Source organism: Haloferax profundi (assembly GCF_001469865.1).
GTDB lineage: Archaea > Halobacteriota > Halobacteria > Halobacteriales > Haloferacaceae > Haloferax > Haloferax profundi.
Genome location: NZ_LOPV01000171.1, coordinates 1 through 26,429, shown reverse-complemented (window position 1 = coordinate 26,429; position 26,429 = coordinate 1). Strand labels below are relative to the sequence as shown.

The following is a 26,429-nucleotide window of genomic DNA, read 5'->3' as shown; positions in this document are numbered from 1 at the left end:
TATCATCCCCACTTGAACTCGACACCCTTGTCGCCGCGCGGGTGCGTCCACTCGGTATCGGCGACGACGGCGCACGTGCCGCACTCCACGCACGGTTGCGTGTCGAGGCTGACGACACGTTCTTCGGACCCGTTCGTCCGCACGAGTTCTTCGCGGTAACAGCCACCACCGAAGTCCACCGCAGAGACGGGACAGGCCGCCACGGCAGCACCACTTGCCTCCCAAGAGTTGTCGAGCACTGTGATGTGCGGGTTCCCGATGTCGGTGTCGTAGGTCAGGTCGCCGATGCGTTCTTCGAGACTCGGCGGGGTGACGGAACTGGTCTCACGGACCGGCGTCCCGAGTTCCTCTGCGATGACCGTCGGGAGCGTGACGTACGGCGTCTGCGTGTCCGGAATCATCGACGAGAGTGCCGGGACGTTGTAGAGGCGTTCGAGTTGCCCGGACAGCGCTCGGATGCCGGCGCGCCCCACGAACGACGTGAGGACGCTTTCGACGATGTCGGTGACTCCGTCGTCTTCGGTGACGCCGCGGAACATCTCGTACCCGCGTGGGCGGAGTTTCTGCATCACGCCTTCGCTCCGAAGCAAGTGCGCGTAGCGCGTCCCCGCTTTCTCGGGTTCGTTCCGGGACTTCGCCTGCGCGTACGCCTCGGCCGCGAGTGCACCCGCGGTGACGGCGTGGTTCATCCCCTTGATGATGGGGCCTTGTGCTTGCATCTGGCCGGCGGCGTCGCCGACGACGAGGAGGCGGCCGAAGTGCGGTTCGCGCAGTGCCACCTTCTTCGAGTCGGGGACGAGTTTCGCGCTGTACTCCAGTTCCGTGTAGTCGTCGCCCAACCACTGCGCGAGGAGTGGGTGGGTCAACATGGCGTCGAGGAGTTCGTGCGGTTCGGCCTGTTCGGCCACGAGGCTGTCGAGGTGGAAGACGGTCCCCAGCGACAGCGTGTCGCGGTTCGTGTAGAGGAACCCGCCACCGCGAACGCCCTGGAACAGGTCGCCGGAGAACAGGTGGGCCGCGCCTTCGTCCTCGCCCACGTCGAAGCGGTCGGCGATGACGTCGTTCGGCATGTCGACGACGGCTTTGACGCCCTGGAACCACTCTTCTGGTTCGTCCCAGTCCATCAACCCCGCGTCACGGGCGAGTTCGGAGTTTACCCCGTCGGCGGCGACGATGACGTCGGCCGTAATCGGGTCGAGTTCGTCCGTCTCGACGCCGACGATTTTGCCCTCTTCGCGGAGCAGGCCGGTGACGTGGACGCCGGTCAACAGTCCCCCGCCTGTCTCGCGCGTGCGTTCGTGGACGCGGTCTTCGAGCCACGAGTCCATCTTCCGTCGGAGGACGGAGTCAGACCACTCAGTGTCGTGTTCGTGGAGTTTCGTCAGGTCGAACGACTCCACCTTGTCGCCGGCGAGGTTGTGGATTCGGTACTTCGTAATCGGCCGTTCCGACGCCTCCTCGCGGAATCCGGGGAAGAGGTCGTCGATGGTGTAGGGCGCAGATTCCTCCGCGTAGATGAGACCACCAGAGACGTTCTTCGACCCGGCTTCGGCCCCGCGTTCGAGGACGAGTGTCTCGATGCCGTAGTTCGCGAACGTCGCTGCTGCCGCCGCACCACCGGGGCCTGCCCCGACGACGAGTGCTTCGTAGTGTTCGTAGTCGCTCATTGTGAGTCACCTCGTTCGCCTGCGACGCCTCCGTCGCTGGCCACCGCCGCCTCGAACCGTCCTTGTTTCAACGCCTCTGTCAGTCGCGGGAGCACCTCGAACAGGTCGCCTTCGATGAAGTAGTCGGAGAAGTCGCGGATGCGCGCGTCGGGGTCGGTGTTGATGGCGATAATCGTGTCCGACTCGTCCACGCCGACCTTGTGCTGTATCGCGCCGGAGATACCCGCCGCGATGTACAGTTTGGGCGCGACGACCTGTCCAGTCTCGCCGATTTGTCTGTCTTCGTGGGTGTACTGCTCGACGTGACCGTCGAACTGGAACGACCCGGTGACGATACCACGCGTGACGCCGACTTCGGCGTCTTCGAACTGGTCTGCGAGTTCCAACACCAGTTCGACGCCTTTCGTCGGGTTGTCACCGATACCACGGCCGAAGGCCACGATGACCTCGTGGCCAGTCAGGTCGATACCCTCGTCTAGCTGGTCCCACTCGGTCACGGAGACGCGGAACCAGTCGTCGTCGAGGGGTGCGTCGTGTTCGACGACGATGCCCTCACGCTCTGGGTCGGCCTCGGGGATGTCGAAACTTCCCGGGATGACAGACCCACCCTGTGGGTGGAACTCGCGTCGCGGGTTGTCGAGACACAGAATCGTCGAATACTCGAACCCGGAGAAGTCGGGACGCTTCATGTGTAAGACGCGCTCGAACTCCTTCTTCTCGCCGGCGACACCGGTCTTGACCGGGTTCGAGATGACCTGATTTTCGATGTACAGGCCCGAACAGTCGCTGGCGAGGCCAGAGTCGAGTTCGGCCTGCACCAGCGCCGAGAGGTCACGGCCGTTGTTCGTCGCTGGGAAGAGGGTGTACCGCGGTTTGTCGTAGTCGCGCCACTCTTCGTCTCGGCCGTCCACCACTTCGCCGCGGTTGTGGGTTGCCCCGGCGCGGGCCATATCGCAGAATATCTCGGTGTAGGGCTTGTGCTGGAAGCGTTCGAGTCGGTCGTCTTCGCGGACGACGACCACGTCCGCCCCGTAGGCGATAACGTCGTCCACGTGTTTCGACACGTCCGACCCGATGAGGACGGCGACGACGCGTTCGTCGGCGTCGTAGTCGTCGTTGTACTGGTCCATCAGTTCGCGGGCTTTCCCGAGCATCTCTTTCGACACGTCGACGAGTTCGCCGGCCTGCGTCTCGCAGTAGACCCACATGTCCTCGTAGACGCCGCCGTGGAGCGACCGGACGTGGCGCTTGTCGCGCGTCGGGTGGTCGAGGTCAGGATGTCGCTCTTCGGCGGTCCGTTCGTCCGCTTCGTCGACCATGACCTCCTCGTCGCTTCCCTGCACGGAGTCGATGCGCTTGTTGATGAGTCGCTTGACTGCCCCGCGGTCCTCACCCGCTTCTTCCGCTTCGAGGAGCGCTTCGAGTTCGTCTACCTCGTCGATGTTCTGGAGGGCGTTCCCCACGTCTGCGGTACTCATCGACGCGAGGTCGAGGCTTCCTGCGTCTGCGGGTTCCTCTTCGTCTTCAGAGAACTTCTCGATGCGACTCTCGATGAGTGCGATGACCGGGTCGCGGTTCTGGCCGCGGTGTTCTTTCTGGAGAATCTCCTCTAACTCGCCGACGTCTTCGATATCTTTGAGGGCTGGGCCGAGTTCCGAAATCTCGTACTCGCCCGGGTCGAAGTCAGTCATGGTCAGTCACCCTCCGCGGCCGCGGCGTCGCCACCCACTGCCGACTGCATCGCCTCCAGCACTTCTTGCATTCCATCGACGTCTTCCGGTTCGACCATCGTCGCCTCGCGCTCTGCCGGTGCCTTCGGAATCGGGTCGACAGACGAGACGATGGTCGGCGACCCGTCGAGGCCGATGTAGTCCGGGTCGACGTTGATGTCGGCGTGGTCCCACACCGTGAGGTAGTCCTCGTAGTCGGGTGCTCGCTCCGTCGTCGCCGCCCGGAGGTCCTTCAGAGTCAGTCGCTCCCCTGCCGAGCGATACGACGGGACGAACTCGGGGTCGGTGACGACGAACGCCGGCAGCGACACCTCCACAGTCTCTATCTCTTCGATGTCGCCTTCGACGAGGCGCTTCGCTCGCAACGTGCGTTCCTCCTCGTCGATATCGAGCGAGATGACGTGCGTCACGAGTGGCATGTCGAGACACCAGTTCGCCTGGGGGCCGGTGTGGCCCGTCTCCCCGTCTGCCGTCTTGAACCCCGCAAAGATGATATCCGGCATCTCGTCGAGATTCTCGATAGCGGCACTGAGCGTAATCGCCGTCGCCCACGTGTCCGCCGCCGCCATCTCGCGGTCCGAGACGAGATACAGGTCGTCGGCGTACACCGACTCCATCGCCTCTTGGAGGACTTCCTTGTATCCCGGTGGACCCATGCTCATCACGCTGACGTTGCCACCGTGTCGAACCCGCGTCTGAAGCGCCGCTTCCAGTGCGAACTGGTCGTTCGGGTTCATCACTGTGGGCGTCTTGCCGCGTTCGAGATGCCCGTCTTCGTCGAACGATACCTGTCCCTCTCGAAAGTCAGGGACCCCTTTGGTAAGTACCACCGTGTGCATTGAGAACACTCTCTCCTTAATGCTAGCTCATATTCATAATAATCTTTTGTGCTACCCCGTTGGAAAGTCAGCGAGGGCTGTTGCTCTCGAGTCGGGCAAATGGCCGCAGAGGAACCAACGACCGAGTAGTCGCGTCGACTAGATGCGTCCGGCGCGCCCCGGGTCGACGTCGATGGCGTCGACTGGGCAGACGTCGACACAGAGCATACAGTCGATACACTGGTCTTCGTGTGTCGGTTCGGCTTTGATGTCCGATTCGGGGTGGCCGGGTGTGTCGACCCACGTGAATACGTCCACCGGGCAGTCTTCGAGGCACGCACCGTCGGCGAGACAGATGTCGAAGTCGACGGCGACGTGCGTCCCGTGGATACCGAGTTTCTCTGGTGGGTCGGTAGGGCCCCAGACCGCAACACCACTCCCATCGTCGACGCGTTCTCGGTTCTCTTCGAAGGACGGGTCAATTGGCATGATTCTTGTTACCATTCCGTTGACGAGACAATAAATCATGCCCCGAATCCCGGTCCGAGAATTCTCGATGCGGTGATTACCTCTGGGGTGCAACGAGTGGGCATGGACCTGTTCTTCTGGGTCGCACTCGTCCTCCTCGTCCTCGGCGTCGTCGGGAGCGTCCTCCCGTTGCTCCCTGGCGCGGTGCTCTCTGTCGGTGGCGTCCTCGTCTACTGGTGGTCGACCGGGTTCACGGACCCTGGGCTCCTCGGCCTGTTTAGCCTCTTACTCGTCGGTTTCGTGGCAATCGCCACCGACTACGGTGCCGGAGTCATCGCCGCTCGCGTCGGTGGAGCATCGAGTCGCACGGCGCTCATCGCGGGTGTGGCTGGGTTCGTCCTCCTGTTCGTCCTCGGCCCGTTGGGGATGTTCATCGGCGTCGCTGGAACCGTCTTCGTCATCGAGTACCTCGAACACGAAGACGCCGAAGAGAGCGGGCGGCGCGCCCTCTACGCGACGGTCGGTGTTCTCGCGTCGTCCGTTGTGCAAGTCCTCCTCACGCTCTCGATGCTCGTCGGGTTCGTCGTCGTCGTGGTGCTGTAGGCGACGACACCCGTTCGACCGTCACACCCCGACTCAGTGTGTCGCGTGCGGTTCTACGCCGCGACGCCGTCGACGACACCGACTGACAGTGCGAGCAGCAGCAGCGCCACGAACAACAACACCCACCAGTTTCGCGAGACGAATCGAGCGGTTCGATATCTCATCCACTTTCACCCATGTTAACAATGGGCAATGTCGGACTTATGCGTTCTGGACACCAGAATTCGCTCTCCCACGACGTTCTGGGCAACCTGCACGATGGCTGTGCTCCCCTGTATTCACACCTCGGCGACGACTCGCGCCGGCGCACCGTCGGCGTCGACCCGAAGTGGCATCACGAGGAAGTCGAACGAGTGGTCGGTCGGGAGAGCCTCCAACCCGCGGAGGTTCTCCACGATGAGATTGCCAGCCCCGAGTACGGCGTGATGAACAGGGATTCTGCCGTCGCCGGCAGTCGGGTCGGGACTGAGTGCGTCGATACCGAGTGAGAATCCATGGTCGGCGCACAGTCGCCCCGTCTCCGGTGCGAGCGCCGGATGGTCGGCCATCTGGTCGGTTCCCCAGTCGTCTTCCCACCCGGTTCGGAAGACGAGACAATCCACGTCGGAATGCAGTTCGTTGGGTATGGCGTCCGGGGTGACGAGGCCGTTCGCACCCACGTCGCGGCAATCGACCACTCGGGCGGTGAATCGGAGGTCCTCGACGGAGTACGAGTCGAGCGTCGCACCGTCCGCCTCGGTGTGTGCCGGTGCATCGACGTGAGTGCCAGTGTGGGTCCCGAGGTGGAGACGAGAGACGCGATAGCTGTCCGCGTCGAAGTCCGCGTGCGATTCGACCGAGACGGGTGGGTCGCCGGGGTACGTCGGCATCCCGGACTCGACGCGACGAGTGAGGTCTACGAGGGTCACGACGTGCCCTACGTGGGCGTCGGTAAAACGAGTGTTCGTGGAGCGGTGAGTTCGTGCGAGAGGTGCGGGGCGCGAGGCCCCCACGACGTGGTCAGCTTACTTGTGCGCGAAGTAGACGAGCGTCTCGTCGTGGTCCGTCGTGTCCACGCGGACGAACCCGACGCGCTCGAACTGGACGAGTTCGCCCACGGGGACGTCGCCGAAGTCGGGTTCGGCGACACCGAGCACGTCGCCATCCATCGTGCGCATACGGACCGAGACGCCGTCTGCGGGTGCCCAGTGAATCACGGCCACGTCGCCCTCGCGGACGACGTCGAGGTCGTCGCCGGTGGCGACGAGTGTGTCGTCCTCGCGGCGGACTGCGCCGAAGCCTTTCAGCCAGACACGTTCACCCTCGGCGGGCACGTCGCCGGATTCGAGGAGGACGCTGTCACCGACCGGGATGTCGCGGGTGCCGCGCTCTTCGAAACTCGGGTGGAGTGGCGGGTGAGCGACGTCGGGGCCGCCTTCGACGGCGAACTCTCGTCCATCTCGAACGAGGAAGTAGCGGTCCGTCTCGTCGTCGACGAGGTCACGGTTGTTCGCGTAGATACTGGACATCGAGAGGTCGACGTTCGAGGTGGACGTGCCGAGTCCGACCATCGCGTCGACGATTGCCTGTCCGCGGATACCGCGGCGGCGGAGGCTCTTGATGGTCGGCACGCGCGGGTCGTCCCAGCCGTCGAGTTCGCCCGCGTCGATGAGTTCCTTGATGCTCGACGTGGACATCTTCACGTCGTACTCGTCGACCTGGACGTGGCCCCAGTGGATGACCTCGGGGTAGTCCCAGCCGAAGTAGTCGTAGACGAACCGCTGGCGCTTCGCGGAGTCTTGCAGGTCGATGCCGCGGATGATGTGCGTGACGCCCGTGAGGTGGTCGTCGACGCCGGACTGGAAGTCGAGCATGGGCCACGCCCGATAGTCTTCGGCCTCTGGCCGTGGGTGCGGCGTGTCTATCATGCGGAAGGCGACCCAGTCGCGCAGGGCGGGGTTCTTGTGTTCGATGTCGGTCTTGACGCGGAGGACCATCTCGCCGGAGGTGTACTCGCCGGCGACCATGTCCTCGAACTCTTCGAGCGTCGTCTCCGGGTCCTTGTCGCGGTGGGGGCACGGCTTGGCGTTGTTCTTGAGGTTCGAGAACTCCTCACCGGAACACGAACAGGTGTACGCGCCGCCCATCTCGATGAGTTCGCGGGCGTGGTCGTAGTACGTCTCGACGCGGTCCGAGGCGCGAATCACGTCGTCGGGGTCGAACCCGAGATAGTCGATATCTTCGAGGATGGCGTCGTACGCGCTCAGGTCGGGACGCTTCGTCTCCGGGTCGGTGTCGTCGAACCGGACGATGAACGACCCGTCGTACATGTCTTTGTACGTCCCGATGACGGCGGGCATACGGGCGTGGCCGAGGTGCCACGGGCCGTTGGGGTTCGGCGCGGCGCGCATCCGAACTTCGTCGTAGTCTTCGACGTTGGGAAGGTCGGGAAGGAGTGAGTCGTCTTCCTCGTCTTCTGCTTCCATCTCCGCGAGTTCCTCGGGCGCGAGTTCCTCCAGTCGGTCGCGCTTTTCGCCCGCCGAGAGTTGGTTGACTTCGGCGACGACGGGACCGATGAGTCCGGGAATCTCGCCGCCGTGCTGTCGGAACTCGGGGTTCTCGCCCATCAGTGGGCCCATGATGGCGCCCACGTCGGCGTCGCTGTCGTGTTTGACCGCGTTGAGGAGTGCGTGTTTCTCCGCTTCTCGCTCGACGCGTTCTCGAAGCTCGTCGTCCATTACCGTCCGATTCCGCGGCGCGCCTAAAAACAGGCCCGGATTGCGGGGAAGGGTCCTCGCGCGGGCAGGGGTACGTGAGTTGTTACCACGTCTGTGCAGATATGAGTTGCGGCGGTGACACGCAGAGCGCGAGAAAACGCGAGTTCGGACCTGAGTCCAACAGAAACGACTGCCGACGCCGGGGGGTTCAGTACCCGCGGGTGATGAGGTAGTCGGCGATGTCGCACAGCAGGTCGCTGGCCTCGTTGTCCGGGAGGACGTCGAGGCGCGCCTTCGCCTGCTCGGTGAGGTCTTCTGCCATCTCACGGGCGTAGTCGATGCTGCCGGCCGCTTCGAGTTCCTCGACGGCGGCTTCGACGTCTGCCTCGGTGAGTTCTTCGGCCGTGGCGGCGTCGACGAGGGTGTCCACGTCGATACCTTGCTGGCGTGCGTGCAGGGAGATGACCGTCTCCTTGTTTTCGACGAGGTCCGAACCTCGCTGCTTGCCCAGTTTCTCCGAGGGCACGGTCAGGTCGAGCACGTCGTCTTGAATCTGGAACGCGCTGCCGGACTCGATGCCGTACTGGTAGAGAGCTTCGACGACGTCGTCGTCGGCACCCATCAGGACTGCCGGGATGGCGGCCGCGGTACCGTAGAGGACTGCCGTCTTGAGTTCGACCATCTTGAGGTACTCGTCGGGGAGCACCTCGGTCCGTCGCTCGAAGTCGATGTCGAGCGCCTGCCCTTCACAGATTTGTGTGCAGGTGGTGGCGAGACGACGGACTGCTTCGAGGCCTGCCGCTGGGTCTGCGCCCGTCTTCGTCAGCAGTTCGAAGGCCTTCGCGTACAACGTGTCGCCCGCGAGAATCGCGGTTTCGGTGTCGTACTCTTTGTGGACTGCCGGGACGCCGCGTCGCAGGTCGTCGTCGTCCATGATGTCGTCGTGGATGAGGGTGAACGACTGGATGACCTCGATGCTCACGGCGGCAATCATCACGTCGATTGCCTCCCCGGTGAGCGTCGGGAACGCACGGTAGTCTTCCGACATCGGTTCCACGTCCGCGAGGGACTCGGCCGTCAAGAGCGAGACTGTCGGGCGGAGTCGCTTTCCACCGGCCTTCAGGAGGTACCGAGAAGCCTCGTACAGCCGTTCTGGCTCGGCCATCGGCACGTCCTCGTCGAGTGCATCGTTGACGAGTTCGCGTCGCTCGCGAATCGCCTCGAGCACTCGCTGTTCCGTCGCGTCCGAACTCATCACTCCACCAGTTGGATCATGTTGCCGTTCCGCGTCACGTGGACGTCGCGGCCGAGGGCGTAGCCCTGGCTCTCTGCGAGGTCCACGTACGGAGCGAAGCCCTTGAGGTTCTGGTGGGCCGGGATGACGTGCTGGGGCTGGAGTGCCTGCAGCATCTCGTAGTGCCCTTCCTCACGAAGGTGGCCGGAGACGTGGATGTCGTCGTAGATGCGAGCGCCCTGCATGCGCAGGAGACGCTCGGACTGGTAGCGCTGCCCTTCGTTGGTCGGTTCCGGGATGACGCGCGCCGAGAAGATGACCTTGTCACCGTCGTCGAGTTCGTACGGCGTCTCGCCGCGGCCCATGCGGGTGAGCATGGCGCGCGGTTCGCCCTGGTGGCCCGTGACGATGGGCAGGTAGTTCTCCTTGCCTTCCTTCATGATGCGCTTGAAGGTGCGGTCGACGGACTTGCGGTGGCCGTACATCCCGAGGTCGTCGGGGAGGTCGACGAAGCCGAGACGCTCGGCGGTGCCGGAGTACTTCTCCATCGAGCGACCGAGGAGGACAGGTTGTCGGCCGATGTCGTTCGCGAACTCGACGAGCGAGGAGACGCGCGAGATGTGCGACGAGAACGTCGTCGCGACGATGCCGCCGTCGTAGTCCTCGACGGAGGTCATGACGTCCTTGAGGTGGCGACGAGCGACGGATTCGGAGGGCGTGCGGCCCTTCCGACCGGCGTTCGTACAGTCCTCGATGTACGCGAGGACGCCGTTGCCCTCGCGGCCAATCTCGCGGAAGCGCTTCATGTCGATTGGGTCTTCGAGGACCGGCGAGTGGTCCATGCGCTTGTCGAGACCGTAGACGATGGCACCCTCGGGCGTGTGGAGGACCGGGTTGATGGCGTCGATGATGGAGTGGGTGACGTGGACGAACTCGAGTTCGACCTTTCCGGAGTCACCGATGGACATCGTCTCACCGGCGCTCATCTTGACGAGGTCGTTGTTGACGTTGAACTTGTTCTCGCCTTCGATTTGCTGTTTCACCAGTTCGATGGTGAACGGCGTCGCGACGACGGGAGCGTCGTAGCGGTGTGCCAGTTTGGAGATGGCACCGATGTGGTCGAGGTGGCCGTGCGTCGGCACGATTGCCTTCACGTCACCTTCGAGGTCACTCATGATACGGTCGTCCGGGATGGCGCCCATATCGATGAGGTCGAGGCTGTGCATCTTTTCTGTCTCAACGTTGTCGTGGATGAGGACCTGCGACAGGTTGAGACCCATGTCGAAGACGACAACGTCGTCTCCGGCACGGACGGCCGTCATCTGACGGCCGACTTCTTCGTATCCGCCTATGGTTGCGATTTCGATTTCCATGGTTTGTATCTCGATATTCCGAGCATCGAAAGCCACGATGTGGCGAAGGTGCTCACGGAAAGACGGGTGTCTGGGGGCCATCGGCCCCGGCGTCTTGCAGCTCGTCGGTCGATTGACCCCGCGTGCGAGGTGCGCCCGGCCGGTCGAAGTGAGCGCACCCGCACTTACCCGCGGGTTTCTGGTATCGGCACCTACTCACCGGGGTACTAAAAACTACGTGGGTTCATCGCGCCCGCACACCCGGTCGTAAAGGGAAGGGAAACGAGAGATAGGGTAGGGAACGAGAGATGGTGAAACGAAGGAGGGGAGAACAGAGAGACAGATGCGGAGACCGACCGGGGACGGACACGGATTCGACCGTCACGCCTCGCCCGACACCGACTTCGGCGGATAGCAGTCTGATAGCCCACGCTCGGTGACACTCTCTGATTCGTGCGGTTCGGCACCTTTAAGATAATTACGAGACGGAATTGAAACATGAGCGGTCGACCTCTCGACGTCCTCGAAGCGTCACTCGACGAACCTGTGACGGTTCTACTCAAGGACGGCAACGCATACTTCGGCGTCCTCGCTGGTTACGACCAGCACATGAACGTCGTACTCGAAGAAGCGCTGGACGAAGACACCGTGCCCGGGGATATCGAACTCGAGCAAGTCCAAGACACAACCATTATACGCGGCGATAACGTCGTCACCATCAAAGCATGACGGGTGCAGGAACCCCTAGCCAAGGAAAGAAGAACAAGACGACGCACGTGAAGTGCCGTCGCTGTGGCGAGAAGTCCTACCACGTGAAGAAGAAGGTCTGCTCGTCTTGCGGCTTCGGTAAGTCGAAGAAGCGTCGCAGCTACGCCTGGCAGTCGAAAGCCGGCGACAAATAACGACTCTCGACGGTCTCTGACCGTCACTTTGTCTTCTGTCTCGCCGTGACCCGGCGAGCAACAAACCCGCGTTCCTGACTCCCGGTCTGTCGTCTTTTCTATGCTATTCGGTACCACTAGGCTCTCGGAGAGACATCGCCTACTGTGAGGGGTGTCCTCGCCACCCATCGCTGACCGACTCCTACCTAGACTGCTATTGCCACCGAATCGGCACCATCAGCAGCCACTCGTCCCTCCACTAGACAATACACGATTGTGCATAATATCTGGTGTTGAAACCCGCAGTTACTGCATAAGGACGGGTTTTTTACCCCCTCCCCGCGCTATTTTCTTCCATGGCAAATGGGCGGGACGACTCCCACCACATCAGCGGACCAACCGAGAAGTGCGGTGTCGTCGGTGTCGCACTCGGCGACCGAGACGCTGCACGACCCCTGTACTACTCGCTGTACGCCCTCCAGCACCGAGGGCAAGAGTCCGCAGGCATCGTCACCCACGACGGGTTCCAACAACACAGCCACGTCCAGATGGGTCTCGTCGGAGACGCTTTCAGCGCGTCAGACCTCGACGGCCTAAACGGCCAGGCGGGCATCGGCCACGTCCGTTACCCGACTGCCGGCGACGTGACGAAATCCTGTGCGCAACCGTTTGCCGTCTCGTTCAAGTCGGGGTCGCTCGGCCTCGCACACAACGGCAACCTCGTGAACGCCGACGAACTCCGCGACGAACTGGAGAACTTCGGGCACGCGTTCACCTCGACGGGCGACACCGAGGTCATCGCCCACGACCTCGCCCGCAACCTCCTCGAAGAGGACCTCGTCCGCGCCGTCAAACGAACCATGGAGCGAATCCACGGGTCGTACGCGCTGACTATCATGCACGACGAGACGGTGCTGGGCGTCCGCGACCCAGAGGGGAACCGTCCGCTCTGCATCGGGAAACTCGACGATGGCTACGTCCTCGCGTCCGAGTCCGCCGCTATCGACACCCTCGACGGCGAACTCGTCCGCGACGTTCGACCGGGCGAACTCGTCGTCCTCGAACCCGACGGGTCCGGATTCGACTCCTATCAACTCGTCGAACGCGAAAACACGGCCCACTGCTTCTTCGAACACATCTACTTCGCCCGTCCCGACTCGGTGATGAACGACACCCTCGTCTACGAGGTACGCCGCGGTCTCGGACGCAAACTCTGGGAGGAAGCAGGTGTCGACACCGACGTGGTCATGCCCGTTCCCGACTCTGGCCGGGCGTTCGCCTCCGGGTACGCCGAGGCAGCACAGGAAGACGACGCGAGCGTCGAGTTCGCCGAAGGCCTGATGAAGAATCGCTACGTCGGCCGGACGTTCATCATGCCCACACAGGACGAACGCGAACGCGCCGTCCGCCTGAAACTCAACCCCATCAAGTCCACCGTCGAGGGGAAGTCCGTAACCCTCATCGACGACAGTATCGTGCGCGGAACGACGTCGAACCAACTCGTCCAACTGCTCCGTGAGGCTGGTGCCGAAGAGGTCCACATGCGCATCGGTGCGCCGCCGATTGTCGCGCCCTGTTACATGGGTATCAACATGGCCACGCGGGAGGAACTCATCGCCTCGGACAAGTCTGTCGACGAGGTCTGTGACACCATTCAGGCCGATAGCCTCTCGTACCTCTCTATCGACGCCGTCTCTGAAGTCCTCGAGAAGTCGCGTTCCGACCTCTGTCTCGGGTGTGTCACCGGTGAGTACCCCTACGACATCGACGGCGAAGAGACCGACCGAGACATCAGTCGCCCTGTCGTCGGTGCCGACGCCCCAGCAGACGACTGAGACACGCGTTCCGTCGTCTGTCATCGTCCGTGACTCTCACCGAGAGGCGTGCTAACATAATCAACGCGCCGTTTCTTTTCCTTCGCGTTCGTACGTTTACACGTACTTCGGCCCGTCAGAAACCGGGTGACGGAACGGAGTACAGACGGAGTGCGATACGACCGACGGGGCGACATGTGAATCAGCGAGACGTCTCGCCCAGCTCCGTCTCTGTGACCTGCCGGTCACACCACGTACCGACTACCTGTCCGAACGACTCTCGCATCGGGAACCGTTTCCGACAGCAGGTTCGGACAGGCAACTCCCTTGCCGTCTCAGTATACGACGTAGAGGAGGACGTAGACGACGTTACCCAGAACGAACGAGACCAGCCACAGCGACGCCGCGATGCGACCGAATCGGGCGTGTTGGGTGTCGAACACCTCGGAGAGAGGACGGGTCAACGCCAGCAACAGGACGTAGTAGACGATTGGCACACAGACGACGGCGAGGAGGATGTGAATCGCGAGCGTCGGCAGGTAGACGAACTGGTAGACTGCTTCAGGACCGGGGAACTCGGCGGTTCCCTGCACGACCACTTTGTAGAGGTAGAGGACGAGAAAGGTGGCGAAGAGGGCGAACGACGTGAGCATCATCCGCTGGTGTCTTTCCACCTCTCCGCGGCGGACGAGTCGGACGCCGGTGACGATAGTCACGATAGCGACAGTACTGATGACGGCGTTCACGTGCGGAATCGCGTTCAGGACCGAATCCGGTGCCTGTGGGATGGCCGCCCGAGGTATCGCGCCGAGGGCCGCCCCGAAGACCAACGCGAGCGAGAGTATTGAGAGGATTGCCGTGAGTCCACGGACGTGGTCGCGTGCTCGAAGCTCCATGGACGTATTGGGGGACTGCGACGGGAAAATCGTTCTGTCCATCCACCTGCTACGTCGTCTGCAAACGCCCGACATTGTCGAGTCGAAAGGAAAGTCATTTAAATTACCGCGGGGTAACGGAGAGTGCAGCAAGACACAGCGAGCGTGGGTAGCCAAGCCAGGCCAACGGCGCAGCGTTGAGGGCGCTGTCCTGTAGAGGTCCGCCGGTTCAAATCCGGTCCCACGCATCGCAAGATGCAGGTGACGTCCCTACACGGACATCACCCACGCACAATCCTTCCGAACCTACCACCCACGAGAGGCTTCCTTCCGTGGGTTTTCCACCTCTTCACACTGCCAGCGATGGCGCTGTCCTGTAGAGGTCCGCCGGTGAGAATCCAGCGTGCTGGATTCGAACGTCGAGACGAGCAACGCGAGTCTCGGAAGTTCAAATCCGGTCCCACGCATCGCACGGGCGGAGTGTAACTCCGCCAATGAGGCGGCGAAGCCGCCGAATGATGCAGGTGACGTCCCTACACGGACATCACCCACGCACAATCCTTCCGAACCTACACCCCACGAGAGGTTTCTCTCCGTGGGGTTTTCCACCTCTTCACACTGCCAGCGACGGCGTTGTCCTGTCCTCGATTGCGCACGCTATCACGCCAAATCGGTACCCGAATCCCCGCATGGTGCCGCGAGTTTAAAAGGGTCGAACGAGTAACACGCCACATGGCTAAGTATTCGACCAACCGGGGTGGCGGTGACTCCGGTGGCGACAGTTGCGAACTCTGCGGGCGGACGACCACGAAACTCCGCCGAGCGAACGTTGCCGGTGCGAACCTGCTGGTCTGTCCCGACTGCGCCCCCCACGGCGAGAACCGCCACACTGACCGGAAGAACGAACAGTCGCAGTCCACACGCGACGACTCTGAACGCAGTCGCCGCAAACGCGCCGCCCAGCGCACGGCGAAGATGTACGACAGCGCCAAGGGGAGCGCGAAGCACTGGGAAGAAAAGGGGACGAACTACGAGAAAGACCGTCTCCCGTACCTCGTCTCCGGATACGGCGACATCGTCGAGTCTGCCCGGCAGGACGAAGGTCTGCAACTGGACGAACTCGCAGACGAACTCGAACTCGAAGAGAAACAACTGCTCGCCATCGAGCAAGGCCGGGCGACCCGCGCGAACGTCGGCGGGTCGGTCATCCGCGCACTCGAAGCGCGACTCGACGTGACACTCGTAGACGAGTAGCACGATTTTTCTCCCTCGGGCGTCTCGACGCCCACATGTCATCCTCTCTCGCATCCGACAACCCGACGGTTCGGGCGTTCGAGGCGACTGTCACCGACATCGACGGTGAGTCTGTCGTCCTCGACGAGACGTACTTCTACGCCGAAGGCGGTGGGCAACCGTCCGACCGCGGTGTGCTCGGCGACACCGAAGTCGTCCACGTCCGAGCAGCGGACGGCGTCGTCGTCCACGAACTCGCCGCCGAACCATCCTTCTCGGTTGGCGACGAGGTAACCGGCGTCGTCGACGACGACTTCCGGACCTACTGTATGCGGGCGCACACCGCGAGTCACGTGCTCTACGGGGCCGCACGCCACATCTTCGACGAACTCGGCTACGGTGGGTTCGGCATCTCCGACGAGAAAGTCCGCGTCGACTTCGAGACGACCACCGACGTAGACGACGTAGCACTCGTCGAGTTAGAACGCCTCGTCAACCGAGCGGTCTGGGACGCCCGCGACGTGTCGTGGGAAGAGATTCCGGTCGAAGAGGCACGCGAACGCGAGGAAATCGCGTTCAACGTCAAGACCGAAGAGGGTGTCTTCGCCGACGCCGACGAGGTTCGAATCGTCAGTATCGACGGCTGGGACTGGGGCGCGTGCGGCGGGACACACGTCTCGAACACCATCGAAATCGGGCCGGTCGAAGTCCTCGGTCGCTCGAATCCCGGTGAGGGACTCACTCGCGTCGAGTTCGCAGTCGGCCCCTCGGCCATCGACCACCGCGCCGAGTTGCAGACGGCAGCATACGACGCAGCGGATGCCCTCGGGACGAGTCTCGACGACATCGGGTCGGCGGCGTCCAGCGCCGTCGAGGCCCGGAGTGACCTCGAATCGGAACTCGCCGACCTGAAGTCGGAGGTGCTCGGCGCGCGCCTCGCCGAGTTTGAGACGGTCGAACGCGACGGACTGACGTGGAAGGTTGGGTCGATTTCGGGGTTCGAGGCCAACGAAGTCGGTGAGGCGGTGAAAGAAGCACGCGACGACGCCGACGTGATGGTCGCCGTCGGTGAGTCGAACGCACCGTTCCTCGTCGTCGCCAGCGCAGGAGACGTCGCCGCGGGTGACGTCGTCTCCGAGGTGACCGACGAGTTCGGCGGTGGCGGCGGTGGCAGTCCGACGTTCGCACAAGGTGGTGGCCTCGGTGCGTCCGCGGACGACGTACTCGAGTTCGTCCAGAACTGAACGAATCCAAACTCTTTCGGCCGATATCGTGACACGGGGTCACATCGCCGACGACGCTTCGGTCATCTTTTTCAATGACGGACCGTACTGAACACCATGGAATCAGTAGGGTCTGCTACGGGTCTGACCGACGAGCAACGGGCCATTCAGGACGTGGTCCACGAGTTCGCAGTCGAAGAGATTCGGCCGACTGCACGTGAGGCCGACGAGACGGAGACGTTCCCGGAAGACGTCTGGGACGGCCTCGCCGAACTCGACTTGACGGGACTGACCGTCCCCGAAGAGTACGGTGGATTCGGTGCCGATCGAACGACCTACGCCGTCGTCAACGAGGAAGTCGCCTACGGCCAACTCGCCGTCGCCACCGCCCTCTCGGTCCACTGTCTCGCCACTGAGTGCATCTCGGAGTTCGCTTCTGAAGCGCAGAAAGAAGAGTGGCTTCCCAAGATGGCGCAGGGCCGACCAGTCGGGATGTTCGCCCTCTCCGAACCCGAAGCAGGGTCGAACCCGGCCGAGATGTCGACGGTCGCTCGCCGTGAAGGTGACGAGTACGTCATCAACGGCCAGAAGCAGTGGATTACGAACGGCCAGCGTGGCGGCGTGTGCATCCTCTTCGCGAAGACGGACCCCGACGACCCGAACTCAGTGACGCAGTTCCTCGTCCCCGAAGACGCCGGCTACGAAGTCGGCAAGAAAGAAGAGAAACTCGGCCTCCGCGCCTCCGACACGACGGGTCTCACCTTCGACGACGTGCGTATCCCTGCCGAGAACCGTCTCACCGAGGAAGGACGTGGGCTCTCTGCGGCGTTCCACATCCTGACTGGTGGCCGTATCGGTATCGCCGCGCAGGCGACCGGACTCGCGCAGGCCGCCCTCGACGACGCCATCTCCTACGCGAACGAGCGTGAGCAGTTCGACAAGCCCATCTCGAAGATTCAGGCCATTCGTCACAAGATTGCGGACATGGGCACGAAAGTCCACGCCTCGCGCACGATGGTCCGCGAAGCGGCACGCGTCGCCGACGCCGGCGAAGACCCACGCACTGCCGCGTCGATGGCGAAATACTACGCCAGTGAGGCAGCAGTCGACGTGACCAACGAGGCCGTGCAAGTCCACGGTGGCTACGGCTACACGACGGACTTCGACGTGGAACGCTACTACCGCGACGCGAAGATTACGACCATCTACGAGGGCACGAGCGAGATTCAGAAGGAAGTCATCGCGCGGTCGCTCCTCGACTGAATCTCTGCGCCTCCCGAAGCGTCTTTTCGCTCGAACACCCTACACCGACTAATGAGTCTCCCCGACCTCACCGACTTCGATGCCGTCGTCTACGACTTAGACGGCACGCTCGTGAACCTCCGTGTCGACTGGGACGACGCGGCAACCGACGCGGCACTCGTCTTGCGAGACGCCGGCGTCGACGCCGACTCGATGGACCTCTGGGCGATGCTCGACGTGGCCGACGAGGCGGGCGTCCGCGACGAACTGGAACTGGAGTTGTCGTCGCACGAACGACAGGGGGCGTGGGTTTCAGACCTGCTCCCACTGGCCGACTACCTCCCGGACGACGGTGTCCCCTCGGGCGTCTGCTCGCTCAACGCCGAGGACGCCTGCCGTGTCGCACTCGACGTCCACGACCTGTCGCACCACGTCGATGCCGTCGTCGGCCGGGACACCGTCGCGACGCGCAAACCCGACCCAGCACCACTGCTCACGACACTCGACCGGATGGACGCCGACCCCGAGTCGGCGGTGTTCGTCGGCGACTCCGCCCGCGACGAGGTGACTGCGGAACGCGCTGGCGTCGCGTTCCGGTACGTCGGAGACGGGCCGTCGGGCGTCTGAATCGGAACGAATAGCGAACAGGCGGCACTCGGCGTCCGCGAGGCGACGTGCCGCACAACCGCATCCCGCCCCGCGGTGGGTGTCAACGCACACGGGGTCTGGCCGCGGAATCGCATATAAAACTCAGGAAGAGACCCACCCCGCACCGCCGTGTCCGTTAAGCCCGCAGAATCCGACGATTCTCTCATGGGATTTCCGGTCTCGTACTACTGCCCGCACTGCGGTTCCGTCGTCGAACTCGAACGCGACGGCTACCTCGCTGACAAGTCGGTGACGCCGTACCCGTTAGAAGGATGGGAGTACGCCGACCCGGCCGACGACTTCGAAGGTGCCGACGGTGTCCACTTCGTCTGTGGCGAGAGCGACGCCTCGGGGGTGTCGTGGACTGACGTCGAGAGCGACGCCGACGACGTAGAAAATCCGGGTCTGGCGTCGCCGTGCGGGCGTGACTTCTACCTCTCGTTCGTCAAGTACGAAGACGGGCGAGAAGTCGAAGCAGTGCCCGAGAGCGACTACGTCGTCATCGGGGGACAGGGACCGCCGAGTCCGCGCGGGCCGAACGCAGGCCCCGGTGGACCGGGGTACTTCTGACGCGACTCAGCCTTTGATGTTACAGACCGGGAACGTCCGCGCGACTTTGTCGCCGATGCCCAACTCGTCGGAGACGCGGACGACTTCGTCCACGTCTTTGTAGACTCCCGGTGCCTCTTCTGCCACCGTCGCACCCGACTGTGCCTTCACGTATATCTTCTCTTGCTCGCGGAGTTCGTCTTGGACTGTCTCGCCCCAGTACTCCTGTTTCGCCTTCGTCCGACTCATCAATCGGCCCGCACCGTGAGCGGTGGACCCGAACGTGAGGTCGAGTGACTTCTCGCCGCCTCGGAGGACGTAGCTTCCAGCGCCCATGCTGCCGGGGATGATGACCGGTTGTCCCACGTCGGCGTACGCCGGCGGGAGTTCGGGCCGTCCGGCGGGGAACGCTCTGGTCGCACCTTTTCGGTGGACGTAGAGTTCTCGCTCCTTGCCGTCGACGTCGTGGACTTCTTTCTTGGCGATGTTGTGTGCGACGTCGTAGAGCAGACGCATCTCCATGTCGCGCCAGTCGCGGTCGAACACGTCGGCGAACACCTCGCGCGTGCGGTGCATGATGAGTTGCCGGTTCACCCACGCGAAGTTGATGGCGGCGCACATCGCGCCGTAGTACTCTTCAGCCAGTTTTGACCCGGCGGGTGCGGCGGCGAGTTCCTTGTCGGGGAGTTCGTCCAGCAGGTCGTTGTGTTCCTTCTCGATGCGTCGCAGGTAATCCGTACAGGTCTGGTGGCCGAGACCGCGGGACCCACAGTGGATGAGGACGACGATTTGGTCCGCTTCGAGACCGAACGACTCGGCGACGTCGTCGCGGTAGATGTCGGTGACACGCTGGACTTCGAGGAAGTGGTTACCGGACCCGAGACTCCCGATTTGGTTCCGGCCACGGTCTTTCGCCTTCTGCGAGACGTACTCCGGGTGCGCGTCGTCGCGGAAGCCTTCGTCTTCGCAGTGGGCCAGGTCGTCTTCGGTGGCGTAGCCTTCGTCGAGTGCCCACTGCATCCCGCGAGCGAGGATGTCGTCGATGGTCTCGGCGTCACCTTTGACGACACCGCCGCCGCCGAGGCCGGACGGGATGGCCTCGAACAGGGCTTCTACGAGTTCTTCTTCCTTGCCCTGGAGGTCCTCGTAGGTGAGGTTCGTCGTCATCATGCGGACGCCGCAGTTGATGTCGTAGCCAACTGCTCCCGGCGAGATACACCCGTCAGTCGTGTCCGTCGCGCCGACGCCGCCGACGGGGAACCCGTAGCCTTGGTGGCCGTCGGGCATACAGATGGCGTGTTTCGTGATTCCCGGCAGGTGCGTGGCGTTCCGCAACTGTTCGAGCGTCTTGTCCTGTCCAATCTGTTCGAGCAGTGCCTCGGAGGCAAGAATCCGCGCAGGGGCGTTCATCTCGCCCTCTTGCGGAATCTCCCAGACGTGCTCGCGAACTCGTCGCAGTTCGATATCGCCGAACTCGCGTGTGGTCATAGTTGAACAATCGAGACGGCGATTGAATAGGATTCCGTCACGCGCCCGAGTCAGTCTCCTCGGGGCGGAACACGTCGTGGCGTGGTGTCGGTCAGTCGCCCTTCGTAGGCCCCGGTGGCACGTCGGTGTCTGTCCGACTCGCGGTCTCGTGGAGTGCCGCATCCACCGAATACGGCCCACCGCCGGTCACGAGGAGCGCCGAGACGAGCCCGAACAACGAGATGTGCGCGAGGACGGGGTCGTCTGGGAGGCCGAAGAGCGTCGTCGTGAAGAGCAGGAACGCGACACCAGACGCCGCGCGCGTGAACGCCCCGACGATGAGGAGGACGCCGACGAGAAGCTCGGTCAACCCCGCACCGACGACCCACAGTTCGGGTGCGACGGGCACGACGGCCGTGAGGTCGTACTTGGCGACGACGGCGAGTGCATCACCGGGTTCCATCAGTTTCTGTGCGACACCGAGGTAGACGAAGGTGAGTCCGAGGCCGACGCGGAGAATCGTGGGGACGTACGCTTCGAGGTGACGCGTCCGCTCGACGAACGGGAGCGCCACGCGGCGATAGAACGGGTCGATGCGTGAATATACGGTCTGGCCGTCTGCTGCCATAGAGGCGACGACGTGGTCGGCACTGGGTCGCCCACCGCCGACGAGCGCAATCGCGAGGAACCCGGGGACGTACTCGAACGCGAGAAGGAGCGCAGGCTCGACGGCGAGCGCGACGAGGTACGACACGAGACCCACGGCGGCGACGAGTCGAGTCCCGAACCCGAACAGGAGGAGGAACCCGATGGTGATGCCGAACAGGCGGACGAAGACGGGGGCAGCAGGTTGGACGACGGGCGAGAAGAAGTAGCCCGAGAACCCCGCCCCGACCAACGGAAGTCCGACTGCGAGGCGGAGAAGCCACGGCAAGCGGTCCTCGTACGACTGGAGCGTGCGGCGGAACACGCGAACGTCGTTCGGAAACGGTCGGAATCTGAGATAGACGAGGCCGGCGGTGATGGTGCCAAGTGCGCCTGCAGTGAGGACAGCGAGGTTGAACGGGTTCGTCAGCGCGTCGGCGAGGAATACGGCGACTTCGACGGGGTCACTCCCCGGAGTCACGTACTTGACGTGTGCGCTCACCGTCCCCGTGGCAAGTGCGAGGAGGGCGACGAGTCCACTTAGCGTGGTCGCACGTCGAACGGCGGAGGACATGCTTGACACTACGGCGGAGACGGGATAACGTCGAGGGAAAAATTCGCCCGCGAACGGGAGAGAGAAGGTATGAAACGATAGAATACGCGAATTACACGTCGAAGACGACGTACGACTCCCACCCATCGTTGGTCGGGTCGAGTCGCATCTCGGAGTAGGTGACTGCCTTCACGTCGCGGGCCTCTACGTCGGCGAAGGGAACACCACGAGCAGAGGCGTCGACGACCCACTCGTCTCCGTCCTGCTGGACTGTCGCTTCGTGCGCAACAGGGAGAACCCCCCGAACGTCGCGTTCGTAGATGAGTTGGTCGAGATAGTCGAACAACGCCGCCTCGCGACTCTCGGCGCGGACAGAGAGCGAGAATCGCTCGCCAGTCTCGGGAATGTCGTCGCACATCGCCGCCGCGAGACCGTCGGCGACGGCGGCGAAGACGGCCCCTAGACTCGGGCCGTCGGCCTCGACGGCCACGTCGGCGGTGTGTTCGCGGAGTGTGAATCCCATATTCACTAGAGGGGTGGGGTGTACCCTCGTCCTTTCGGTCGGTCGTCGTGATTCTCGCCAGTCGTCGTGGCCGGCGATACCTCGCGGGTTCTTTCGTGCTTGTGGCCTGTCCTGACGGACGGTGGAGTTATATTCTCGCTCCGGTTACCACGGGATGTGAGCGTCAACGTGGAGATGCGAATCGACGGCCCCGGCGAGACCGAGTACGCCGAGACGGCGTGGGCCCTCAAAGAAGACATCCGGGTCAACGAGGGCCTCCTGAAGCAACGCCGTGGGTTCTTCATGGACGCCTACCGTCGGTCGGCGACCTATCTCCTCTTCGAAAACGACGCACTCGTCGCCTTCGCGTCGACACGACGCGACGGCTACATCCTCTTTCTCGCAGTCTCGCCCGAGGCCCGCGGCAAGGGCTACGGGAAACGTCTCGTCGCCGAAGTCGCCAAAGAGCACCCGGTCGTGACCTGCCACGCTCGAACGACGAACCGGAACGCCCTCGACTTCTACGAGGCGATGGGCTTCGAAGTCCAGCGACGCATCGAGAACTACTACGAAGATGGCGGCGCGTCGTACTATCTCCGCCTCGGCGAAGAAGCGAGTCTCCGAGAGCGACTCTCCGAGTTCCTGCGACGGTAATCTGCCTGCACATCGATTGCTGTCCCCGTATCCACCCGGTGAGCGCCGCCCCCGAACCGTCCACTCCGACCTTGCTCGTATCCTTAATTTTTATTCGCTTCGTAGTAGTAGGGCCGCGTATGTACATCGGAGTGCTCACTGTCCCACTGGGGAACGAATCACTCGAAGACGCCCTCGACTACCTGTCGGGAATCGGCGTCACGGGCGTCGAACTCGGCGTCGGCGGGTGGCCGGGCGAAGACCACGTGGACCGAACCACCGTCCTCGGCGACGACGACGCGCAAGCCGAACTCCTCGCCGCCGTCGAGGAACGCGACATGCAAATCAGCGCGCTGGCGACCCACAACAACCCGCTCCACCCGGACGAGGAGACGGCGGCCGACGCGGACGCGGAACTCCGTGAAGCCATCGAACTCGCCGACGCACTCGGCGTGAACACCGTCACCTGTTTCTCCGGCCTCCCCGCCGGCGGCCCGAACGACGAGGTTCCGAACTGGATTACCGCGCCGTGGCCGACAGAGCACGCCGACGCCCACGAGTACCAGTGGGACGTCGCCATCGACTACTGGTCGGACCTCGCCGCGTTCGCCGACGACCACGGCGTGGATATGGCTATCGAGATGCACCCCAACATGCTCGTCTACGAACCGACGGGCATGCTGAAACTCCGCGAGGCGACCAACGAGCGCATCGGTGCGAACTTCGACCCCTCGCACCTCTACTGGCAGGACATCGACATCACCGAGGCCATCCGCTTCCTCGGGGACCACGACGCCATCCACCACTTCCACGCGAAGGACACGAAGGTGTACGACCACCACGCGAAGGTCAAAGGCGTGCTCGACACCACCTCCTACGCCGACACCGCAGACCGCTCGTGGCTCTTCCGCTCTATCGGCTACGGCCACGGCGAAGAACACTGGAAGGACGTGGTCTCCACGCTCCGGATGGTCGGCTACGAGGGTGCGCTCTCCATCGAACACGAAGACGCGCTCACCTCCTCGAACGAGGGACTGGAGAAGGCCGTCGACGTACTCTCGCGCGCCGTCTTCGAGACGCAACCGGGCGACGCCTACTGGGCGGAGTGATTCTGTATGAGTGACCCCCTCAAAGTCGGCGTCCTCGGCTACCGCTTCAGGCCCACCTTTTTCCGGTTCGGGGCCGCTTCGCGACCCACTCACCGCAAAAATCTGGACCAAAAAGTGCCGCGAGACTCGGCCTCCGGCCTCGCTCGCGGTAATGATTCGGTTTTGGAGGTGGCACGATGACTGACCCCCTCAAAGTCGGCGTCCTCGGCTACCGCTTCATGGGCAAAGCCCACTCCAACGCCCTCGCGCGCCTCCCGATGTTCTTCCCCGAGGCACCTGAAGTAGAGCGTTCCGTCATCGTCGGCCGCGACGAAGAAGCCCTCGCCGACGCCGCCGACCGGTTCGGCTTCGAATCGACGGCTACCGACTGGCGCGACGTCGTCGACGACGTGGACGTGTTCTACAATCTCGGCCCGAACCACCTCCACGCCGAACCCTCTATCGCCGCACTCGAAGCGGGCGCACACGTCTTCTGTGAGAAACCGCTCGCGCCGACGCTCGAAGAGGCTGAAGAGATGCGTGACGCCGCCCGCGACGCCGACGGTGTCGCCGGGTGCGCGTTCAACTACCGCTTCGTCCCGGCCATCCAGTACGCGAAAGGTCTCATCGAAGACGGCGAACTCGGCGAGATTCACCACGTCCGCGGCCGCTACCTCCAAGACTGGCTGGTCGACCCCGAAGCGCCGTGGGCGTGGCGCATGGACAAGGACCTCGCCGGGTCCGGCGCACTCGGTGACCTCGGCGCGCACACGGTGGACCTCGCACGGTTCCTCGTCGGGAACGTCGCCGGCGACATCGAACGCGTCTCCGGGCACCTCCAGACGTTCGTCGAGGAACGCCCCGTCCCCGACACGGACGAGTACAAACCGGTCACGGTGGACGACGCCTACACCGCACAGGCCGAGTTCGAAAACGGCGCTGTCGGGTCGTTCGAAGCCTCTCGCTTCGCCAACGGCCACAAGAACGACCACACTATCGAGATTCACGGGTCCGAGGGGAGTCTGACGTTCTCGCTCGAACGCCTCAACGAGTTGGAGGTCAAGACGGGCGATTCCCGTGGCTACGAGACGGTACTCGTCACCGACGAAACCGACCCCTACGTGGACCACTGGTGGCCACCGGGCCACGTCATCGGGTGGGAACACACCTTCGTCCACGAGAACTACGAGTTCTTGACTGCTGCTGCCGAGGATGGCGAGTTCCACCCGTCGTTCGAGGACGCCTACGAAGTCCAGCAGGTGCTCGATGCAATCGAGCGCTCTGGCGAGACTGGCGAGTGGGTCAGTCTCGAATAGGAGAGGGAATCAGAACTCGACGAGGCCTTCGTCGGTGATGACCTGGTCGATGAGTTCGACAGGCGTCGCGTCGTAGGCGGGGTTCTCTAACTCGATACCTTCGACGGGTTCGAGCATGACCTCGCTGGGCGAGCGAATCTCGTTCTCGAAGCGGAACCCGCCGTCGACGACTTTCGTACTCGACCCGACGACGGTGACGGGGACGTCCATCTTGTTGGCCGTCGCGACGAGTGGGAAGGTCCCGATGCGGTTGTACAGCGTCTCTTCGACGATGCAGTCCATCCCGATGATGACTCGGTCGCACTCGGCGAGGAACATGCCGGACGCGCCGTCGACCATCAGGTGCGGTTCGACGCCGTCGATGGCGGCGAGTTCACGGGCGAACTTCCGGCCGAGGAAGCGCGGACGGGCCTCCGTGACGTAGGCAGTCAGTTCTGCACCGTCGTCGACAGCGAGTTCGACCGCTTCCATCACAGTCGACGAGTAGTCGTGTGTGAGGAACGTGTCGCCATCGTTGATAGTCGTCGCCGCGTTCTCGGCGGCACGACTCTTGCCCATCTCGACGCTCTCGACGACGCGGTCGATGGTGTCGAGGGTGAGTTCGCGTGCGTCTTCGAACGTGTCCGTCTCACCTTGCACGCTCCGGAGGACGTCTTGCAGCGCGTTGTAGAGGGACGCGTGCGACGGGTTCGCGCGCTTGAGTGCGCCGACGTTTCGTTCGAGGTCACGCTCGAACTCCTCGACGGTCGCGTAGTCGCGTTCGGTCAACTCCGCGAGCGACTGCGTGGCCTTGACGGCGACGACCGAGGAGCTATGTGTCTGCATCTCACGAATCTCCTCGATGGTCTCGTCTATCATACGAGAACCTCTGCGTATCGTGTGAAAGAGTTTCCGGGACAGGGGCAGACGTGTCAGTTCTCGGCGTCCGCCTCGGGCGACGACCCGCCGTCGCCGGCGTTGGTCCGCTTCGCGTAGACGAACAGGGCGATGGCGGTCACGAACCAGATGACTGCACCGATTCGGATGGCGAACGCCGCGCGTGCGCCCCACGTCGGGAGCGTGGTGTTCAACGAGAGGAGTGCCACGATGGGCGACCCGACGAGAATCGTCGTGACGAAGGTCATCTGCATGACCCACCCGTAGTCGACACCCTCCGGATTCGTTCGCTCGACTGGTTGCACGAGTAAAGCTA

The 26,429-nt window shown here is 63.3% G+C and carries 26 protein-coding genes and 1 tRNA gene; 13 read left to right on the top strand and 14 right to left on the bottom strand.

What is annotated here, in order from left to right:
* Positions 1-2 precede the first annotated feature (2 nt).
* From AUR66_RS08910 to AUR66_RS08895, 4 genes are all read right to left on the bottom strand, one after another.
* Positions 3-1,667: an FAD-dependent monooxygenase gene (locus AUR66_RS08910; RefSeq protein ID WP_058572093.1), complete on the bottom strand. Its 1,665-nt coding sequence runs from the start codon at positions 1,665-1,667 to the stop codon at positions 3-5.
* Entirely contained in the window at positions 1,664-3,358 is a 1,695-nt protein-coding gene (locus tag AUR66_RS08905) for an electron transfer flavoprotein subunit alpha/FixB family protein (protein ID WP_058572092.1), read from the bottom strand. The genes AUR66_RS08910 and AUR66_RS08905 overlap by 4 nt, the downstream gene beginning before the upstream one ends.
* A 2-nt stretch (positions 3,359-3,360) precedes the next feature.
* Positions 3,361-4,236: an electron transfer flavoprotein subunit beta/FixA family protein gene (locus AUR66_RS08900; RefSeq protein WP_058572091.1), complete on the bottom strand. Its 876-nt coding sequence runs from the start codon at positions 4,234-4,236 to the stop codon at positions 3,361-3,363.
* A 138-nt stretch (positions 4,237-4,374) separates the two neighbouring features.
* Entirely contained in the window at positions 4,375-4,704 is a 330-nt protein-coding gene (locus tag AUR66_RS08895; protein ID WP_058572090.1) for a 4Fe-4S dicluster domain-containing protein, read from the bottom strand.
* A 102-nt stretch (positions 4,705-4,806) separates the two neighbouring features.
* Here AUR66_RS08895 and AUR66_RS08890 point away from each other — a divergent pair, with 102 nt between their 5' ends.
* Positions 4,807-5,286, top strand: coding sequence for a DUF456 domain-containing protein (locus tag AUR66_RS08890; protein ID WP_058572089.1), 480 nt, complete (start codon positions 4,807-4,809; stop codon positions 5,284-5,286).
* A gap of 278 nt (positions 5,287-5,564) precedes the next feature.
* Here the strand turns inward: AUR66_RS08890 and AUR66_RS08885 are convergent, their stop codons facing one another.
* From AUR66_RS08885 to AUR66_RS08870, 4 genes are all read right to left on the bottom strand, one after another.
* Positions 5,565-6,194 carry a cyclase family protein gene (locus AUR66_RS08885; protein WP_058572088.1) on the bottom strand — a complete coding sequence of 210 codons (630 nt, stop codon included), beginning with the start codon at positions 6,192-6,194 and terminating at the stop codon, positions 5,565-5,567.
* A 96-nt stretch (positions 6,195-6,290) separates the two neighbouring features.
* Positions 6,291-8,003: a glutamate--tRNA ligase gene (locus tag AUR66_RS08880; RefSeq protein WP_058572087.1), complete on the bottom strand. Its 1,713-nt coding sequence runs from the start codon at positions 8,001-8,003 to the stop codon at positions 6,291-6,293.
* Between the two features lie 187 nt (positions 8,004-8,190).
* Positions 8,191-9,237: a geranylfarnesyl diphosphate synthase gene (gene idsA3 / locus AUR66_RS08875; RefSeq protein WP_058572114.1), complete on the bottom strand. Its 1,047-nt coding sequence runs from the start codon at positions 9,235-9,237 to the stop codon at positions 8,191-8,193.
* Positions 9,237-10,589 (bottom strand): ribonuclease J, encoded by a 1,353-nt coding sequence (locus tag AUR66_RS08870; protein WP_058572086.1) that lies wholly within the window; start codon positions 10,587-10,589, stop codon positions 9,237-9,239. The genes idsA3 and AUR66_RS08870 overlap by 1 nt, the downstream gene beginning before the upstream one ends.
* A gap of 477 nt (positions 10,590-11,066) precedes the next feature.
* Here AUR66_RS08870 and AUR66_RS08865 point away from each other — a divergent pair, with 477 nt between their 5' ends.
* The 3 genes from AUR66_RS08865 to purF all read left to right on the top strand — a co-directional run bounded on the left by AUR66_RS08865 (position 11,067) and on the right by purF (position 13,284).
* The gene (locus AUR66_RS08865; protein WP_004042938.1) at positions 11,067-11,297 is read left to right on the top strand and encodes an LSM domain-containing protein; all 231 of its coding nucleotides are present in this window, start codon (positions 11,067-11,069) and stop codon (positions 11,295-11,297) included.
* Positions 11,294-11,470: a 50S ribosomal protein L37e gene (locus tag AUR66_RS20495; protein ID WP_082682159.1), complete on the top strand. Its 177-nt coding sequence runs from the start codon at positions 11,294-11,296 to the stop codon at positions 11,468-11,470. The genes AUR66_RS08865 and AUR66_RS20495 overlap by 4 nt, the downstream gene beginning before the upstream one ends.
* 335 nt (positions 11,471-11,805) lie before the next feature.
* On the top strand, positions 11,806-13,284 hold the full coding sequence (gene purF / locus AUR66_RS08860) for an amidophosphoribosyltransferase (RefSeq protein WP_058572085.1): 1,479 nt from the start codon (positions 11,806-11,808) through the stop codon (positions 13,282-13,284).
* A gap of 314 nt (positions 13,285-13,598) precedes the next feature.
* Here the strand turns inward: purF and AUR66_RS08855 are convergent, their stop codons facing one another.
* Positions 13,599-14,159: a DUF420 domain-containing protein gene (locus tag AUR66_RS08855; RefSeq protein WP_058572084.1), complete on the bottom strand. Its 561-nt coding sequence runs from the start codon at positions 14,157-14,159 to the stop codon at positions 13,599-13,601.
* Positions 14,160-14,301: 142 nt separating this feature from the next.
* Between AUR66_RS08855 and AUR66_RS08850 the strand changes: the two genes are divergently transcribed.
* The 6 genes from AUR66_RS08850 to AUR66_RS08825 all read left to right on the top strand — a co-directional run bounded on the left by AUR66_RS08850 (position 14,302) and on the right by AUR66_RS08825 (position 19,054).
* Positions 14,302-14,386: transfer RNA gene (locus tag AUR66_RS08850), tRNA-Leu, on the top strand.
* A gap of 484 nt (positions 14,387-14,870) precedes the next feature.
* Positions 14,871-15,392, top strand: a complete 522-nt coding sequence (locus AUR66_RS08845; RefSeq protein ID WP_058572083.1) for a multiprotein-bridging factor 1 family protein — start codon at positions 14,871-14,873, stop codon at positions 15,390-15,392.
* Positions 15,393-15,427: 35 nt separating this feature from the next.
* The gene (locus AUR66_RS08840) at positions 15,428-16,615 is read left to right on the top strand and encodes an alanyl-tRNA editing protein (RefSeq protein WP_058572082.1); all 1,188 of its coding nucleotides are present in this window, start codon (positions 15,428-15,430) and stop codon (positions 16,613-16,615) included.
* Between the two features lie 96 nt (positions 16,616-16,711).
* Entirely contained in the window at positions 16,712-17,857 is a 1,146-nt protein-coding gene (locus AUR66_RS08835; protein WP_058572081.1) for an acyl-CoA dehydrogenase family protein, read from the top strand.
* A 51-nt stretch (positions 17,858-17,908) separates the two neighbouring features.
* The gene (locus tag AUR66_RS08830) at positions 17,909-18,463 is read left to right on the top strand and encodes an HAD family hydrolase (RefSeq protein ID WP_058572080.1); all 555 of its coding nucleotides are present in this window, start codon (positions 17,909-17,911) and stop codon (positions 18,461-18,463) included.
* Between the two features lie 186 nt (positions 18,464-18,649).
* On the top strand, positions 18,650-19,054 hold the full coding sequence (locus tag AUR66_RS08825) for a hypothetical protein (protein ID WP_058572079.1): 405 nt from the start codon (positions 18,650-18,652) through the stop codon (positions 19,052-19,054).
* Positions 19,055-19,060: 6 nt separating this feature from the next.
* On the opposite strand, the gene AUR66_RS08820 is transcribed toward AUR66_RS08825, so the two are convergent.
* The 3 genes from AUR66_RS08820 to AUR66_RS08810 all read right to left on the bottom strand — a co-directional run bounded on the left by AUR66_RS08820 (position 19,061) and on the right by AUR66_RS08810 (position 22,221).
* On the bottom strand, positions 19,061-20,521 hold the full coding sequence (locus tag AUR66_RS08820) for an RtcB family protein (protein WP_058572078.1): 1,461 nt from the start codon (positions 20,519-20,521) through the stop codon (positions 19,061-19,063).
* Between the two features lie 91 nt (positions 20,522-20,612).
* Positions 20,613-21,719 carry a DoxX family protein gene (locus AUR66_RS08815; RefSeq protein ID WP_058572077.1) on the bottom strand — a complete coding sequence of 369 codons (1,107 nt, stop codon included), beginning with the start codon at positions 21,717-21,719 and terminating at the stop codon, positions 20,613-20,615.
* Positions 21,720-21,810: 91 nt separating this feature from the next.
* Positions 21,811-22,221 carry an archease gene (locus tag AUR66_RS08810; RefSeq protein ID WP_058572076.1) on the bottom strand — a complete coding sequence of 137 codons (411 nt, stop codon included), beginning with the start codon at positions 22,219-22,221 and terminating at the stop codon, positions 21,811-21,813.
* 156 nt (positions 22,222-22,377) lie between these two features.
* Between AUR66_RS08810 and AUR66_RS08805 the strand changes: the two genes are divergently transcribed.
* From AUR66_RS08805 to AUR66_RS08795, 3 genes are all read left to right on the top strand, one after another.
* Complete coding sequence (locus AUR66_RS08805) at positions 22,378-22,854, top strand: GNAT family N-acetyltransferase (RefSeq protein WP_058572075.1); 477 nt, start codon at positions 22,378-22,380, stop codon at positions 22,852-22,854.
* A gap of 119 nt (positions 22,855-22,973) precedes the next feature.
* Complete coding sequence (locus AUR66_RS08800) at positions 22,974-23,942, top strand: sugar phosphate isomerase/epimerase family protein (protein ID WP_058572074.1); 969 nt, start codon at positions 22,974-22,976, stop codon at positions 23,940-23,942.
* A gap of 176 nt (positions 23,943-24,118) precedes the next feature.
* Positions 24,119-25,237 carry a Gfo/Idh/MocA family protein gene (locus AUR66_RS08795; RefSeq protein WP_058572073.1) on the top strand — a complete coding sequence of 373 codons (1,119 nt, stop codon included), beginning with the start codon at positions 24,119-24,121 and terminating at the stop codon, positions 25,235-25,237.
* A 9-nt stretch (positions 25,238-25,246) separates the two neighbouring features.
* On the opposite strand, the gene AUR66_RS08790 is transcribed toward AUR66_RS08795, so the two are convergent.
* Positions 25,247-26,095, bottom strand: a complete 849-nt coding sequence (locus AUR66_RS08790) for a translation initiation factor eIF-2B (RefSeq protein ID WP_058572072.1) — start codon at positions 26,093-26,095, stop codon at positions 25,247-25,249.
* A 53-nt stretch (positions 26,096-26,148) separates the two neighbouring features.
* Positions 26,149-26,418 (bottom strand): DUF5822 domain-containing protein, encoded by a 270-nt coding sequence (locus AUR66_RS08785; protein ID WP_082682160.1) that lies wholly within the window; start codon positions 26,416-26,418, stop codon positions 26,149-26,151.
* Between the last annotated feature and the right edge of the window lie 11 nt (positions 26,419-26,429).